General features: G+C 39.9%; 15 protein-coding genes. 2 read left to right on the forward strand and 13 right to left on the reverse strand.

Annotation, left to right across the window (positions count from 1 at the left end):
* Positions 1-308 precede the first annotated feature (308 nt).
* A complete protein-coding gene (locus HLV59_RS15565) occupies positions 309-1946 on the forward strand; it encodes an acyl-CoA synthetase (protein WP_171430336.1) in 1638 nt (545 codons plus the stop codon).
* 46 nt (positions 1947-1992) lie between these two features.
* Here the strand turns inward: HLV59_RS15565 and yjgA are convergent, their stop codons facing one another.
* The 9 genes from yjgA to mazG form a co-directional block, all read right to left on the reverse strand.
* Entirely contained in the window at positions 1993-2529 is a 537-nt protein-coding gene (gene yjgA / locus HLV59_RS15570; protein WP_019767969.1) for a ribosome biogenesis factor YjgA, read from the reverse strand.
* A 2-nt stretch (positions 2530-2531) separates the two neighbouring features.
* Positions 2532-2801: an HPr family phosphocarrier protein gene (locus HLV59_RS15575; protein WP_000567533.1), complete on the reverse strand. Its 270-nt coding sequence runs from the start codon at positions 2799-2801 to the stop codon at positions 2532-2534.
* Positions 2798-3649 carry an RNase adapter RapZ gene (gene rapZ / locus HLV59_RS15580; RefSeq protein ID WP_005066272.1) on the reverse strand — a complete coding sequence of 284 codons (852 nt, stop codon included), beginning with the start codon at positions 3647-3649 and terminating at the stop codon, positions 2798-2800. The genes HLV59_RS15575 and rapZ overlap by 4 nt, the downstream gene beginning before the upstream one ends.
* A gap of 23 nt (positions 3650-3672) precedes the next feature.
* Positions 3673-4521, reverse strand: a complete 849-nt coding sequence (gene panC, locus HLV59_RS15585; protein WP_031947380.1) for a pantoate--beta-alanine ligase — start codon at positions 4519-4521, stop codon at positions 3673-3675.
* 3 nt (positions 4522-4524) lie between these two features.
* Positions 4525-5334, reverse strand: a complete 810-nt coding sequence (gene panB / locus HLV59_RS15590) for a 3-methyl-2-oxobutanoate hydroxymethyltransferase (protein WP_002117298.1) — start codon at positions 5332-5334, stop codon at positions 4525-4527.
* Positions 5335-5379: 45 nt separating this feature from the next.
* Positions 5380-5862 carry a 2-amino-4-hydroxy-6-hydroxymethyldihydropteridine diphosphokinase gene (gene folK, locus HLV59_RS15595; protein WP_171430337.1) on the reverse strand — a complete coding sequence of 161 codons (483 nt, stop codon included), beginning with the start codon at positions 5860-5862 and terminating at the stop codon, positions 5380-5382.
* Positions 5859-7322: a polynucleotide adenylyltransferase PcnB gene (gene pcnB / locus HLV59_RS15600; protein WP_016144357.1), complete on the reverse strand. Its 1464-nt coding sequence runs from the start codon at positions 7320-7322 to the stop codon at positions 5859-5861. Before pcnB ends, folK begins: the two co-directional genes overlap by 4 nt.
* Positions 7323-7447: 125 nt before the next feature.
* Positions 7448-7852, reverse strand: coding sequence for a ComEA family DNA-binding protein (locus HLV59_RS15605; RefSeq protein WP_081175237.1), 405 nt, complete (start codon positions 7850-7852; stop codon positions 7448-7450).
* Positions 7821-8627, reverse strand: coding sequence for a nucleoside triphosphate pyrophosphohydrolase (gene mazG, locus HLV59_RS15610; RefSeq protein WP_171430338.1), 807 nt, complete (start codon positions 8625-8627; stop codon positions 7821-7823). The genes HLV59_RS15605 and mazG overlap by 32 nt, the downstream gene beginning before the upstream one ends.
* 112 nt (positions 8628-8739) lie before the next feature.
* Between mazG and HLV59_RS15615 the strand changes: the two genes are divergently transcribed.
* Positions 8740-9513: an SDR family oxidoreductase gene (locus HLV59_RS15615; RefSeq protein ID WP_062849721.1), complete on the forward strand. Its 774-nt coding sequence runs from the start codon at positions 8740-8742 to the stop codon at positions 9511-9513.
* Between the two features lie 48 nt (positions 9514-9561).
* Here HLV59_RS15615 and HLV59_RS15620 read toward each other — a convergent pair whose 3' ends face one another.
* The 4 genes from HLV59_RS15620 to cysM are packed head-to-tail and all read right to left on the reverse strand — an operon-like array spanning position 9562 to position 15063.
* Positions 9562-11868, reverse strand: a complete 2307-nt coding sequence (locus tag HLV59_RS15620; RefSeq protein WP_002117181.1) for a RelA/SpoT family protein — start codon at positions 11866-11868, stop codon at positions 9562-9564.
* Positions 11869-11898: 30 nt separating this feature from the next.
* The gene (gene rlmD, locus HLV59_RS15625) at positions 11899-13290 is read right to left on the reverse strand and encodes a 23S rRNA (uracil(1939)-C(5))-methyltransferase RlmD (RefSeq protein WP_171430339.1); all 1392 of its coding nucleotides are present in this window, start codon (positions 13288-13290) and stop codon (positions 11899-11901) included.
* A gap of 9 nt (positions 13291-13299) precedes the next feature.
* A complete protein-coding gene (locus tag HLV59_RS15630) occupies positions 13300-14118 on the reverse strand; it encodes a 3'-5' exonuclease (protein ID WP_016144351.1) in 819 nt (272 codons plus the stop codon).
* A 12-nt stretch (positions 14119-14130) separates the two neighbouring features.
* Positions 14131-15063, reverse strand: a complete 933-nt coding sequence (cysM, locus tag HLV59_RS15635; RefSeq protein ID WP_016144350.1) for a cysteine synthase CysM — start codon at positions 15061-15063, stop codon at positions 14131-14133.
* Positions 15064-15198 lie beyond the last annotated feature (135 nt).

The raw sequence follows: 15198 nt of genomic DNA on the forward strand, positions 1-15198 counted from the left end.
CGGTGTAAATCAAAGTTAAAAAACCTGAAAGATTTTACACTTGTTCAAGCAATGTGAAAACCTTTGAGTCCATAAAATCATAAATACATTTTGCTTATCAGGTAAACAGCAATAAATGACTTAAAAAATATATTGAGGCGATTTTTAAATATATTTAGCACAAGTGGTTTAAGATGAAGAAAATAGCATTTCTGCTCATTTTTTGACTGGAAGGTATCGCCCTTTAAGACTAAAGCATAAATGCTTTGATTAATATTAAGTCATATTTTCAAAGAATGAATTAAAAATAGAACACGGAGTTGTTTCACATGGTTAGTGCTTATGACGAGTTACCACGCACCCCCGCAAACTTTGTTGCATTATCACCTCTACGCTACTTAGAGCGTGCAGCTTATATTTACCCAGATCAAGCTTCGATTATTCATGGTAAGCGCCAAATATCATGGAAAGAAACTTACCAACGTTGTTGCCAATTTGCATCTCAGCTCAAGCAATTGGGAATTGAAAAAAATGATACGGTATCTGTCTTATTGCCAAATATTCCAGCCATGATTGAAGCGCATTTTGCAGTTCCTATGGCTGGTGCGGTACTCAACACCCTCAATACACGTTTAGATGCAAAAACAATCGCTTTCATGTTGGAACATGCAGAAAGTAAAGTACTGTTGGTTGACCCTGAATTTGTAAATTTGGCAAGAGAAGCCCTCTCACTGATTCCTAACCAACACATTATTGTAATTGATGTAGCTGATACGGAATACGAAGGTGAAAACCAGTTTTTAGGTTCTTTTGAATATGAAGAATGGATCGCTCAAGGCGATATTAACTTCTCTTGGCATTTACCAGAAGATGAATGGGATGCGATTAGCTTAAATTACACATCTGGAACTACAGGTAATCCTAAAGGTGTGGTCTATCATCATCGTGGGGCTTATCTTAATGCTGCGAGTAATATCTTGGCTTGTGGAATGAAACCGCGTGCTGTGTATTTATGGACACTACCCCTCTTTCATTGTAATGGCTGGTGTTTTGCATGGAGTATCGCAGCAAGTGGTGGAACCAATATTTGTTTACGCAAAGTCGATCCAGAATTAGTCATGCAATTGATTGCTGCACATAAAGTTGATTATTTCTGTGGTGCGCCTATTGTTCTTTCAATGATTCTTAATTTACCTAAAGAAAAACAAACCAGCTTTGATCATCATGTTGAAGTTATGGTTGCTGGAGCAGCTCCTCCTGTTGCCATTATTGAAGGGATGCGAAACATGGGGATTAACGTAAACCATGTATATGGCTTAACAGAAACTTATGGACCTTCTGCACTATGCGCCTCTCAATCTGGATGGAATGAGTTATCAATTGCTGAACAAGCCCAGCTTCATTCCCGCCAAGGCGTACCCTACCCATTACAAGATAGTATGCGTGTGTTAGATCCCGAAACAATGCAGCCTGTCCCGAATGATGGACAAACCATGGGAGAAATTATGTTCCGTGGCAATATTGTCATGAAAGGTTATTTAAAGAATCCTCAAGCAACTCAAGAAGCATTTGCAGGTGGATGGTTCCATACGGGCGACTTAGCCGTTTGTCATCCAGATGGTTATGCAAAAATTACTGATCGTTCAAAAGACATCATTATTTCTGGTGGAGAAAATATTTCATCTTTAGAAGTAGAAGATGTTTTATATAAACACCCTGCTGTATTAACCGCTGCAGTCGTTGCTAAACCCGATGCACGTTGGCAAGAAGTACCATGTGCGTTTATTGAATTAAAGATGGGTACTACGGCAACACCTGAAGAAATTATTGCACATTGCCAAAAAGAGTTAGCGCGCTTTAAAGTGCCTAAAGATGTGGTTATTACAGAAATTCCAAAGACATCGACTGGCAAATTACAGAAATTCATTTTGCGCGAATGGGCAAAAGAACGTGCTGAAAATATATAAATAAAAAAGCGACGCCTTGAGCGTCGCTTTTTTTATTTAAGCGCATTTAGCCTTGATCAGACAATAAAGCAATTTGCTGCACATAGTTCACAAATTTACCTTTTGATGCTTCAAGCTCTGCTTCACTCACTTCTTGAGTTTTATCACGCTTGATTCTCAACACATGCTGACGCAAGGTGTGGCGTTCCGATGCATTATAAATTTTACTAAATTCATTAATTGCAGGGTCACCTTGTTCGATCATACGATCAACCCAACGCATCAATTGAGCCTGCTTTTTTGCACCTTGCTGCGGAGTTAAATAAGACAAAATAACGGTCTCATCTTCATTGCGCAATAATTTACCAATACGTTGAAACTGACGACGACGAGCTTCAAAAGAACTAATGTTCTGTACTTCCATTAACGCATCAATTAAACGTTCATCTACTGGGAGTTTTTGAATCTGTTTAATAGAAAGTTGTGCTAACTGCTCGCCTAAAGCAGCCATACGTTGAACTGCTTTTTTCTGTTCTGTCTTACTTGCACGTCCTTCTAAAGAGCCAAAATCTTCTTCAGTATAACGTTGGGGACGACGTGCCACGATTAATCTGCCTCATAAAATTTTGCGGCGAATAACGCCTGTACTTCATTTAATGCCTGCTCTTCGTCGGTACCATCAATGACCAATCGCAAAGTGGTCCCTTTACCTGCACCTAACATCAGCAAAGACATAATATTTTTTGCATCTACTAAATGATCGCCTTTTCCAATTTGGATCGACGAACGAAATTTTGTAGTGACCTCTATCAGTTTTCCTGATGCACGAGCATGTAAACCGAGTTTATTAATTACATCAACAGTTGTGTCTATCATGACCAGTGCTTCATTTCTCTGTGTAAGACCTGAACAGACCATTCTGCCTCAAGTGCTTGTTTTAGTCTATCTACGATATAAACGGAACGATGTTGACCACCAGTGCAACCAATAGAAATCGTCATATAGTGACGATGTCCTTCAGCAAATGCTGGAAGCCATTTTTTTAAGAAGTGAAGAATATCATCAAACATTTCGTTTGCTTGTGGACTTGCTTCTAAAAATTGTCTTACTGGCTCATCCAAACCAGAAAAACGTCGTAATTCTAAATCCCAATGTGGATTTGGTAAATGCCGTACATCAAAAACATAATCAGCATCTAAAGGAATGCCATGTTTATATCCAAATGACTGCAATATGACAATAAGCTTATCTGACTGCCCCAATTTAGACAGTAAAATATGCTTTAAATCATGAACACTTTTATCTGTTGTATCGATATGAACCGTAGCACGGAACTGAATTGGGAGCAGTAACTGCTTTTCTTCATGAATACATTGCAACAGACTTTTAAAACGATTGGCCAAAGGATGTGGACGACGCGATGCACTAAAACGTGCGATCAAATCCTGATCTTGCGTAGTGAGATAAATCACATCAACTGTGCCATGTTTTTGTAATTGCTCAAAAACATGATCGAACTCTTGCATATCTGCACGAGTGCTTCGAACATCCACACCTAATGCCAACTGCTCTAGATTATTTTCATGATCTAGCTTTGCCACAATTTCGGGCAGCAATGCCAAAGGCAAATTATCAATACAGTAATAGCCCAAATCTTCTAACACTTGAAGAGCCGAAGATTTTCCTGAACCAGACTGTCCTGTCACGATAAGTATACGCTTCATGGCATGGCTGTCCTTTGATCTGTTTATTGAGGTGTAAAGGCAACTTCTAAATTATCAATCAAACGAGTTGCACCCAATTTTGCCGCGATAAACAACACAATATCACGATCAAACTGAGTAGCAGGTAACAGATTTGACTGACGAGCTTCGACATAATCCACAACAAACCCATTATCTGTCAACTGAGTTTTGATATCTTCTAAAACTTGTTGTAGATCTTTACCTTGATGTAACTGCTGTTCAGCTTGTTTCAAACTTTGATAAATAACCGGAGCGACTTGACGTTGCTCAGGACTTAAATAACCATTTCTTGAACTCAGAGCCAAGCCATCGGCTGCACGAACAATTGGTACGCCAATGACTTCTAGTGGGATATTTAAGTCTTGTACAAACTGGCGAATCACTGCTAACTGTTGATAATCTTTTTGACCAAAGAAAGCATAGTTAGGTTGCACAATATTAAAGAGTTTGGTGACCACCAAAGCCACCCCATCAAAATGTCCAGGACGTGAACTACCACATAAAGCATCAGTAATTTGACTAACACTTATGTTGGTTAAACGTGGCTGAGTACCGTACATTTGCTCAACTGATGGTGCAAAAATAATGTCACAGCCTACATCAGCTAATAGACGACTATCTTGTTCTAAAGTACGAGGATAGTTATCAAAATCTTCACCCGGTCCAAATTGAGTTGGATTTACGAAGATGCTAACAACCACAACATCACATAACTTTTTCGCTTCACGAACAAGTGTGAGATGTCCTTCATGTAGATTTCCCATTGTTGGGACAAAACCAATAATTTTACGTGTAGCTCTAGCAGGATTTAAAGAAGCTGCAAGACCTTGTATGGTGGTTTCTGTTTTCATGAATTACAGCTCAACGTGGAAAGTATGTTCTTTGGCTGGAAATGACTGATCCTGCACAGCAGCATGAAAAGCTTTAAAAGCGTCTAAAATGGCAGTTTCACCAGATTGCTCTTTCATAAAGTTACGGACAAAACGCGCAACTCGACCAAAAGTTAAACCCAACATATCTTGTACTACAAGTACTTGGCCATCAGTCGCATTACCCGCGCCAATACCAATCACAGGTGTATTTGGGAATAACTCAGCAATTTCTTGTCCCAACTGAGCAGGAACACACTCAAGTAATAGAACTGCCGCACCAGCCTCAACCACAGCGGTACAGTCAGCAATAAGCTGATCTGCAGCTTCACGCGTTTTAGCTTGTAATTTATAACCACCAAATACATGTACAGATTGAGGAGTTAAACCTAAATGTACGCATACAGGTACACCATTACGTGTTAAAACTTGTACAGTTTCACTTAGCCACGCGCCACCTTCGATTTTGATCATCTGGGCACCAGCTTGCATGACTGTTCTTGCATTTTGCAAAGCATCATTTAAGGTTGCATAACTCATAAATGGTAAGTCAGTCATAATCAAAGCATGCTGGTTACCACGACGCACCGCCGCCGTATGATAAGCCATGTCCTCAACAGTTACAGGTAAAGTTGAGTCACGACCTTGAATTGCCATTCCAAGAGAATCACCAATTAAGATTGTATCAATTTCAGCAAGTTCCATTGCTTTTGCCATACTCGCATCGTAACAAGTTAGACAAGAGAACTTACGTCCTTCGGCTTTAAATTTTCTTAAGTCACTTAGACTAATCATGATGGTATCCTCTACAGGAGTTTGCAGAACGTAATAAGTCAGGTTTTAAGCCCAAGACTCATCAGCAAGTACAGTCAGCGTCGGCTGCTGTATCAGTTCTAAATTTTTAAGTGGCTGATCATTAATATGTAAATCAGCGTCTAAATCTAATAAAGGAATTACAACGAAATCTCGCTCTAGAATTCCAATGTGCGGCACCGTTAAGCGCTCATTTTGAATTTTTTCATTGCCATATATAAGCAAATCCAGATCTAACGTTCGCTCACCCCAACGACGAAGGCGTACACGACCAGCTTCTTTCTCAAATTGCTGTAACTGGTCTAGTAAATCTAAAGGCGTGAGATCCGTGTTTAGCTCTACAACTGCATTTAAATAATTTGGTTGATCTTGAGGCCCCATGGGTGGACTTTGATAAAGTTTAGAAACTTTTACTCCACCTAAAGTTTTAAGCTTAGCAATGGCTTCAGATAAGATTTGGCGTGAATCGCCCAAATTACTTCCTAAACCAATATAGGTCTTCGTTGTCATTGCGTTGGCCCAAAAATAACTTGGCTTAAATCGCGTTGAACTCGCTTACGCTTCAAAATCGGATGGTCGCCCATCACTCCTGTTTCTGAAGCAGTGGCTTTTTCAACGAAACGCCCCATCGATTGTTCTTGTCGAACACGTTCTTTTTTCCCACGACGGCTGCGTGGTTCAGGAATATCAACCAAAGGTTCAATTTCCGTCTCGACTTTATTATTTTCAATAGGTTCAGCAGCGACTTTACGACGGTTTCTAGCTTTCTGACGATTGTACTGGCTAATTGCAGCTTCTTTTTCGTCATTCGACATTTCTTGGTAGGCTTCCCACCAGCTTCCCATCCCTTGTGTTGTGTCATCACCTGACTTTTCACGAAGTAATAAGAAGTCAAAACCAGCACGGAAACGCGCATGTCCAGCCAATGCTTCAATTTGCTGTGGTTTCGGATTAAGCAAACGAGTCTGCATTTCCCAAACTTCACGAATAAAAGTTTCTGCAAAACGCGGAATCACTGTGCGTGTTGCTTGACGCTTTAATACATCTAGACCAGCTTGTGCACGCGCTTCTGCTGGTACAACACCTTTAGAGAAATAAAATTCACAACGCTCTAAAAATGGTTGCCACAATAAGACTGCATAGAAAAATGCTGGGTTAATTGTTTTACCCACTTGGATACGCTGATCTGTATTCTTTGCTGCTCTTAGAATAAACGGAGTGAGGTTCGGCTGGATATCTGCAAAAAGTTGTTTCCAGACACCAAACTCAATCAACATTGGCAAAACACGCGCCAAATGCCCCATTGTAAAGAGCTTCTGAGATTCATCATATAAACGATGCGGAGAAACATCACGCAAGAGCTGCGTCATCTCTGCATCAAATATATCGAGAATATCTGAATCAATTTTGAAATTTAATTTAGCTGCAAAACGTAGAGTTCGCAGCATACGCACCGGGTCTTCTTCAAAGCGCTGTGCCGGATCACCCAATAAACGTAAGGTTTTATTTTTTACATCGTCAATTGCTTTGCAGAAATCGAGCACAATAGCCTTACGCGGTTGGTAATATAGCGTATTGATTGAAAAGTCACGGCGAGCAAAGTCTTGTTCGATAGTACCCCAGTTATTGTCACGTAAAATCATGCCTGAAGCACTGGTGACTGCTTTTTTAGGAGGAGCACGGAAAGTAGCAACTTCAATAAGCTCACGTCCTGAATAGACATGTGCTAATTCAAATCGACGGCCAATGATTCGACAACGTCGACCAAAAACTTCTTTAATTTGGGAAGGTGTTGCATTAGTGACTGCATCGAAATCTTTAGGATTAAGCCCTAGCATTAAATCACGGACACCACCCCCAACAATATAAGCTTCATAGCCAGCTTTAGTCAGGCTATCGATCACATCTAAAATCGAAGAAGGAAGTTGGGCTGTGGACAAACCACATTTTGACGCTCGCAAGGTTTGCAAAAGACGCTGTCTCCTACGTCAGGACGTAAATAACAAGTTGTCGCTAATCATAGCTCTAACGCACACAAAGGGCAATTTGATTCTCTGTAGTTTGCGCATGAAATGACAATTGACAGACAGATAATTTATAAAGTCAAACGTGCTTTATTCTTTTCAAAAATGGCTGGACCAATGCCCTTTACGTTTTTAAATTCATCAATATTTTTAAAGCCACCATTCTTTTGACGGTATTCCACAATCGCCTGAGCCTTTTTCTCACCAATACCTTTTAGCTTTTGCAGCTCATCAAGATTAGCTTGATTCAAGTGAATTTGCCCTGACGAATCAGTCATAGCTGAGCTTTTTGAAACACTAGAATGAGAGGAATGTTGCATACTCAACTTCTGATCGTATATCTGTTGCTTAGCCTTCCACTCCCTAAAATTTTGATCAAAAGATTGAGCCTGAACAAAGCTTGATGAAATCAGGCTCCAAAATAGAGTAATAAAAATATAGTGTTTATTCTTCCAAAGATTCATGCTGAGCTGCATGTGTTTTTTCCCCTGACTTTAACTGCCGCTTTGCCTGATTCCACAATTCATCCATTTCAGACAAGGTCATGTCCTCTAATGTTCTTTGCTGTTTTCGCGCTTGATCTTCAATAAAAGCAAAACGACTTCTAAATTTATGTATTGTTGATAAAAGTGATGTTTCACTTGAAATCGCAAGTTTACGTCCAACATTGACTAATGAAAACAAGCAATCTCCAAATTCATCTTGAATTTCATCAATATTTTGATTTTTAAGGGCCTGCTTAAACTCATCCAACTCTTCTTCTAGTTTTTCATAAGCATCTTCTACTGTTTCAAAATCAAAGCCAACCTTAGCGACATTTGCTTGAATTTCTTGTGCCTGCAATAGCGCTGGTCCATGCTTTATTTCATCTAATCTTGATTGCGGCTTTCCTTGCTTCTCTTGCTGTTTAATTTGTTTCCATAATTCACTGACTTGTTCTGGTGTTAAGTTATTAAATTGATCTGCCTGAAAAACATGTGGATGACGGCGAATTAACTTTTCACTTATTGCCTCAACAACATCTTGAAAGTTAAAAGCACCTTGCTCACTAAACATCTGTGATTGAAATACAACTTGCAATAACAAATCGCCTAGCTCACTTCGAATCTCGTTAATATCGCCCTGACGAATAGCCGCCTCGACTTCATATGCCTCTTCAATTGCATATTTAGTCAGTGACATTGGGGTTTGTTCTTGATCCCACGGACATCTTTCACGTAACTCTTGCATAATTTTAAGCAATTTATCCATGGTAACCCTCAAGTTTTAAAAATCGGTCAGTCAAACTAAGATTTTAATTTGCTATGATCAAAATCAAAGCGATTAAATCAGTCGCACTATTGTACTGAGAAAGAGAAAAAATATGGGATACAGTATTCTGATTAGTGGTGCCGCTCAAGGTATTGGGGCTGAAATTGCACGAGTATTCTACAAACAAGGATATAAAGTAGGCATTTATGATATTAATGAATCGCTTGCTCAAGAATTGGCAAATGACTTAGGGGCAAATGCCCGTGCCGGCTATCTAGATGTAAGTGATTACGACCAATGGCAACATAGATTAAAAGAATTTACTGACTGGGCGGGTGAACTTAACATATTGATAAATAATGCCGGTATTTTGTATTCTGGCGCGTTTGAAACGACTGATATTAAAGCTCATCAAAGAACAATAAATATTAATGTAAACGGTGTCATCAATGGCTGTCACGCTGCTCTACCCTATTTAAAGCAAGCGTCTTTTGCACGCGTTATCAACCTATCTTCAGCTTCTGCAATTTATGGGCAAGCTGATTTAATCTCTTATTCAGCCAGTAAATTTGCTGTTCGCGGAATTACTGAAGGTTTAGATGTGGAATGGAAAAAATATGGTATTCGTGTTTTAGATGTGATGCCGCTATTTGTGCAGACTGCAATGGTTAACAATATGGATGCAGGCACCATTCAAAATATGGGGATAGATTTAACTCCAAATGATATTGCTCAGCAGGTGCTTACACTTGTCGAGAAAAAAGCTCATTTTTGGACGCCTACCCATACTCCAGTGGGTATAAAAACCAAACTGCTTTATCAGCTCTCAACATTAAGCCCTCAGTTTTTAAACCGACTTACCAATATTTATTTATCGAGAAAATAATCCAAAATAAAAAAAGGCTGTCATTTGACAGCCTTTTTACTCAATTTATTAAACGCCTTGAATCATGCGTCGAGCACTAATAATTCCCGGTTGTTGCTCTAGGCGAGCCAATAAGCGAGAAAGCTGCGCTAAACCTTTAACCTCAATGAGCAACTTCATATTGGCAATACCATCTGCCTCAGAAATTGTATTAACCTGACGAATATTGATTTGGTCAGAGAAAATCACTTGAGTTAGGTCTTTAAGCAGACCACGACGATCATAAGCTTCCACCACAATCTGAACGCTTTGACCACGTGTTGGCTGCATTTCCCAATCAGCTTCAACAGCACGCTCTGGCTCTTGCTTAATCATACGCTGATAGTCAGAACAAATGACTTTATGGATACTGACACCACGGTTCAAAGTAATATATCCAGCGATTGATTCACCATGCACCGGCTGACAACACTGCGCGATGTGCAGCTCTACATTATCTAAACCATCAATTAAAATGCCATGTGCTGATAGCGTATGGCTGGCACGCGGATTTAACGTTGGTTTAAGTACTAGCTCAGGCTCATCCTGATCTAGATGCATTTGGCGGTTCACCTGATTAATCAGGGCATGTAAGCTAATATCGCCACTGACCAGATTCACCAAAATGTCGTCGCCTGTCTTCACATTAAAGTGTGAAGAGTAATCGTTTAGGTCGATACTTTTTGGATGAATCGCAAGACGAGCTAATTCTTTATTAAGCAGTTCACGGCCTACTTCAAGATTCTTACTACGGTCTTGCTGTCTAAACCAATGACGCAACTTGTCACGTGCACGAGAAGTTTTAATATAACCTAGAGAGTTCACCAACCAGTCACGGTTCGGTTCACGATCTTTTTTAGTTAAAATTTCAACCTGTTCACCCGTTTTTAAAGTATAGGTAAGTGGCACATAACGCTGGTTGACCCGCGCTGCATAACACTTATTCCCTACTTCTGTATGCACATGATAGGCAAAATCTAAAACTGTTGAGCCACGCGGCAATTCCTTAATATCACCATCACGACTGAAAACATAAATCTTCTCAAAGCCTTCAAAGTCTTGTAACTGTTCAAAGCCTTCTGTTTCATCTTCGTTTTGATGTACCGTCGTTTCATTACGTTCTTGATAGTGTTCTAAAACAGCACGCAACGAATGCAAACGATGATTAAAGGAATGATCGGTATTCTTTGAACCTTCTTTATAGTTAAAGTGCGAACATACGCCTAGCTCTGCTTCATCATGCATCTCGTGAGTACGAATTTGTACTTCAAGAGATTTGTTTTCAGCAATTACAGCTGTATGCAAAGAACGGTAACCATTGGCTTTCGGGTTAGTAATATAGTCATCAAACTGATGCGGAATATGACGCCAGATTTGATGTACGATACCTAAAGAGTGGTAACACTCTGGCACACTATTGACTAACACACGCAAAGCACGAATATCATAAAGTTGGTCGAAGCTCAGGTTTTTGCTCTTCATTTTTCGATAAATCGAATAAATGTGTTTTGCACGCCCTGTAATTTCAGCTTCAATGCCGTAAGACGCTAACTCATTTTTCAAACGGTCAATGACGAACTGAATATAATGCTCACGCTCTAAACGCTTTTCATTGAGTAATGAAGCAATCTCTTTATAGCGATCTGGAGCCAAATAGCGAAATGCTAGATCTTCAAGTTCCCATTTAAGCTGAGCAATACCGAGTCGATGTGCAAGTGGCGAATAAATAGTAAGAATTTCACGTGCTACACGTTCTTGGCGTTCGCGAGAGGAATTTGCAAGCTCTCGCAAAGAATAAGTACGTTCAGCAAGTTTAATTAAAACAACACGAACATCTTCTGTCACCGAAATCAGCATTTTATAAATGCCACTTAGATGTTCTCGTTGATTATTATTAAAGTGATCTTCTAACCGTTTATTTTTCTCAATAAGTTCTGAGAGTTTACCCATTGCCAAAGTACCTTTGACAAGGTTGTAAACTTGCTCCCCGAATTTCTGTTTTACTTCTTCTATATCGGTAATGCCTTCACGCACACTACGATAAAGCATCGCTGCTGATAAAGTATCTTCATCTACATGCAGATGTGCCAGAATATCGGCCATTCCAACGCCTGTAGCAAAAGTATTGGAACGATGATTAACCGTTGAATCTAACTCTTTTTGCAGGGTTAAATGAGCGACTTTTTCAAGTTGTTCAAGCTCCGCCCCATCTAATATTTCACGCACCCGATCCAACCATGAGGCTAAACCGATTTGCGTTTCGGCGGCATGCTCTACAGTCGTTTCCTCTGACAACTCGGTTAGTTGTTCAGGTAACTGTTCACGTACTGTGACCATACCATTCTCCTCAATATGTAACTCATGTTTTTAATCGTTTATCTCTTGAATTTTTTCAAATAATGCAATGGATTCAACATGTTCGGTATGCGTAAACATGTCCATCACCGCTGCTTTTTTTAACTGGTAACCATATTGGACCAAAACACCCGCATCCCTTGCCAGTGTAGCTGGATTACATGATACATAAACGATTCTTTTTGCTCCAAAATTTGATACATACTGCATAATTTCATATGCACCAGCACGAGGAGGATCAATCAATAATGCATCAAATCCTTGATTTGCCCAAGAATGATGCGAAAAATCTTTTGTTAAATCTTGTGAAAAGAAGGTTGCTTGCACCAAACCATTGCATTTCGCATTAGCTGTTGCTCGCTGCACCATTTCTTCACTCCCTTCGACCCCGACAACCTGACCACTCGCACCAACACATCGTGCTAACGGGAGTGAGAAATTGCCCAAACCGCAAAATAAATCAAGTACCTTTTCACCTGATTGCAATTGAAGCAATTCACATGCCAATTGAACCATCTGTTCATTTACTGTGGCATTGACCTGAGTAAAATCCAATGGCGAAAAAGCAAAATTTACATTAAACCTCTCCAAGGCATAGTGTAAACGTAAAGCCCCTTGTTCATCATCAATACGATGAATGCTTTCAGGCCCCTTAGGTTGCAAATACAACTGCCACCCTTTGTGTAACGCAAATTGCTTTAATTGGTTGACATCAGAATTGTTTAATTTTTCTACATGACGAACCAATAAAGAAACTTCATTATCACCTTTTGCTAATTCTACATGACCAATGTGTGCTTTGCCTTTTAGACTTTGGAGTAAAGTGCGTAACTCAGGCAGACTATTTGATAAATTTTTATCCAAAACACTACAACTATGGATCGAAGTTAATCGATTACTATGATGTTCGCGAAACCCCATAATTAAGCGATCTGGTTTTGGCAAATAGCGCACGCCTATTCGAGCTCGGCGACGATAATCACTTTGTGAAGATCGAATCGGCTCTAGCCACTGTTCAGGTTGAATACCTGCGAAATGCTGTAAATGTGATTGGAGTACATTTTGCTTTAAACGGATTTGCTCATCAGGATGGATATGCTGCATGCTACATCCACCACAGATACCATAGTGAGGACAAATTGCCTCGATACGATGTGCTGAAGGTTCTCCTAACAACTGCAACATCTCAGCCTCTTCAAGGCGCTTGGCTTGATGGGTAATTCGAGCCTTTACAGTTTCTCCGGGCAATGCATAGCGAATAAAAACTTTCTTACCATGCTTATCTGCTGGATGCTCAGGATGAGAACCATAATGCGCAATTCCCCGCCCCTCATGAGAAAGTGTTTCAACCTGAAAAATATATTCGGGCTGTGGCAGGTTGCGAGATTTGGCTTGTTGTTTCAAAGGATGAACCTAAAAATCTGAAGAATTAAAATAGTGAGAAGTAAATTCAGTATGTTTCGAAGTACGTTCCCATACTTCAAGGAAATCGGCCTGCTGTGGCATAGTCTGTAAATATTCAATACTCGAACTAATCCAGTGGTCATGTTCATCTGCATTCAATTGGCCTTTTAGTACGAGCCAACGCAAATAAATAAACCATGTATTGAGCACGTCCCCTTCACAATAGCTCGTCAATTTTAACCACTGTTGATTACGGACATATTCAGGCACATGATAACCCGATTCACCACGCTTACCCGGTAAACCTAAAATACAGGCAATATCATCAAGCTTTTGGAAATTACGACCATTAAACATTGCCATCACATCCATTAAATCTATATGGCGATGGTGATAACGATTTTGGTAATTATTAAAACGCTTTTGGCTATCAATTTCACCTTGATCAAACAAGCCAGGTGCAGAAAGCCCATGATACATCGCGCGAAATAGAATGACAGGTAAATCAAATTGTGAGCCATTCCAACTCACTAGAGTCGGATGACGCTTATCAAAAATAGATAGAAATTTCTGCAAAATCTCAGCTTCAGAATATTGTTCTCGACTAAAAGAAAATAATCTAAAACCAGACTCATCTATCCATAAGCCAGAAATACAAACGATTTCATGCAAAGGCAAACGCTGAAAATCCATTCCAGATTCTTGACGACGGATTTTTGTCAATGCTTGCTCTACATCGGCCTCAGGTAAATCAAGATGATATAAATGCGCTCCCGCTTTTAAATCAGTTAAAGTTTCAATATCAAAAACTAAGGTTGGGAAACGCATCATTTCTCTCAATTATGAGTTATCGTCCTGTACTGAAAACAGACCTGTAGACAAGTAGCGGTCGCCACGGTCACAGATAATGCAAACAATAACAGCATCCGGATTTTCTTCAGCAATTTTGATTGATGCCCATACTGCACCGCCTGAAGAAGTACCAGCACTAATACCTTCCATACGTGCTAATTTACGCATGGTTTTTTCAGCTTCAATTTGTGGAATATCAATAATACGATCTACACGGCTACTATCAAAAATAGTAGGCAAATATTCTTTCGGCCAACGGCGAATCCCGGCAATACTTGATCCATCGGATGGCTGCAAACCAACAATCTGAATATCCGGGTTTTGTTCTTTTAAATATTTAGAAACACCCATAATGGTACCGGTTGTGCCCATTGAACTCACAAAATGGGTGATTTTCCCACCTGTTTGCTTCCAGATTTCAGGACCAGTCGTTAGGTAATGAGCCTCAACATTATCAGGATTACCAAACTGGTTTAAAACGTGACCTTTACCTTCTTTTTCCATTTGCAAGGCTAAATCACGTGCACCTTCCATACCTTGCTGTGGTGTTACTTCAATCAGCTCTGCGCCATAAGCCAGCATCGCATCTTTACGCTCTTGGCTCATATTGTTCGGCATAATAAGTTTCATTTTATAGCCGCGCATTGCCGCAACCATAGCCAACGCAATACCTGTATTACCGCTGGTTGCTTCAATTAATGTATCACCTGGTTTAATTTGACCACGTTTTTCTGCCTGCATAATCATGTTATATGCTGGACGATCTTTTACAGAACCTGCCGGATTATTACCTTCCAATTTTGCTAAAACCGTTGCCTGCGTATGACAAGCCAAGCGCTGCAAACGGACTAGAGGTGTTTTACCTACATAGTGATCTAACAAAAATTCGTCGGCTAAAAAATCAGGTTGTGTATTACTCATGATCAACACCTATATCGAGGTGGGCCTATTGTATGAAAAAATGCTCGGTACTGCACCCATTTCAATATGCTTTTTCAAGAAAGCGATTAAAGCTCGGTCATTTATAAAATGGCGTCTGTTTTAAAATAAAGCGTG

This window comes from Acinetobacter lactucae, from assembly GCF_013122135.1.
GTDB lineage: Bacteria > Pseudomonadota > Gammaproteobacteria > Pseudomonadales > Moraxellaceae > Acinetobacter > Acinetobacter lactucae.

Coding starts and splice junctions, on each gene's coding strand:
- HLV59_RS15630 (WP_016144351.1), bottom strand. CDS start 14,118: ATGCGTTTCCCAACCTTAGTTTTTGATATTGAAACTTTAACTGATTTA.
- HLV59_RS15605 (WP_081175237.1), bottom strand. CDS start 7,852: ATGCAGCTCAGCATGAATCTTTGGAAGAATAAACACTATATTTTTATT.
- cysM (WP_016144350.1), bottom strand. CDS start 15,063: ATGAGTAATACACAACCTGATTTTTTAGCCGACGAATTTTTGTTAGAT.
- HLV59_RS15615 (WP_062849721.1), top strand. CDS start 8,740: ATGGGATACAGTATTCTGATTAGTGGTGCCGCTCAAGGTATTGGGGCT.
- panB (WP_002117298.1), bottom strand. CDS start 5,334: ATGATTAGTCTAAGTGACTTAAGAAAATTTAAAGCCGAAGGACGTAAG.
- panC (WP_031947380.1), bottom strand. CDS start 4,521: ATGAAAACAGAAACCACCATACAAGGTCTTGCAGCTTCTTTAAATCCT.
- mazG (WP_171430338.1), bottom strand. CDS start 8,627: ATGGATAAATTGCTTAAAATTATGCAAGAGTTACGTGAAAGATGTCCG.
- HLV59_RS15565 (WP_171430336.1), top strand. CDS start 309: ATGGTTAGTGCTTATGACGAGTTACCACGCACCCCCGCAAACTTTGTT.
- folK (WP_171430337.1), bottom strand. CDS start 5,862: ATGACAACGAAGACCTATATTGGTTTAGGAAGTAATTTGGGCGATTCA.
- rapZ (WP_005066272.1), bottom strand. CDS start 3,649: ATGAAGCGTATACTTATCGTGACAGGACAGTCTGGTTCAGGAAAATCT.
- HLV59_RS15575 (WP_000567533.1), bottom strand. CDS start 2,801: ATGATAGACACAACTGTTGATGTAATTAATAAACTCGGTTTACATGCT.
- HLV59_RS15620 (WP_002117181.1), bottom strand. CDS start 11,868: ATGGTCACAGTACGTGAACAGTTACCTGAACAACTAACCGAGTTGTCA.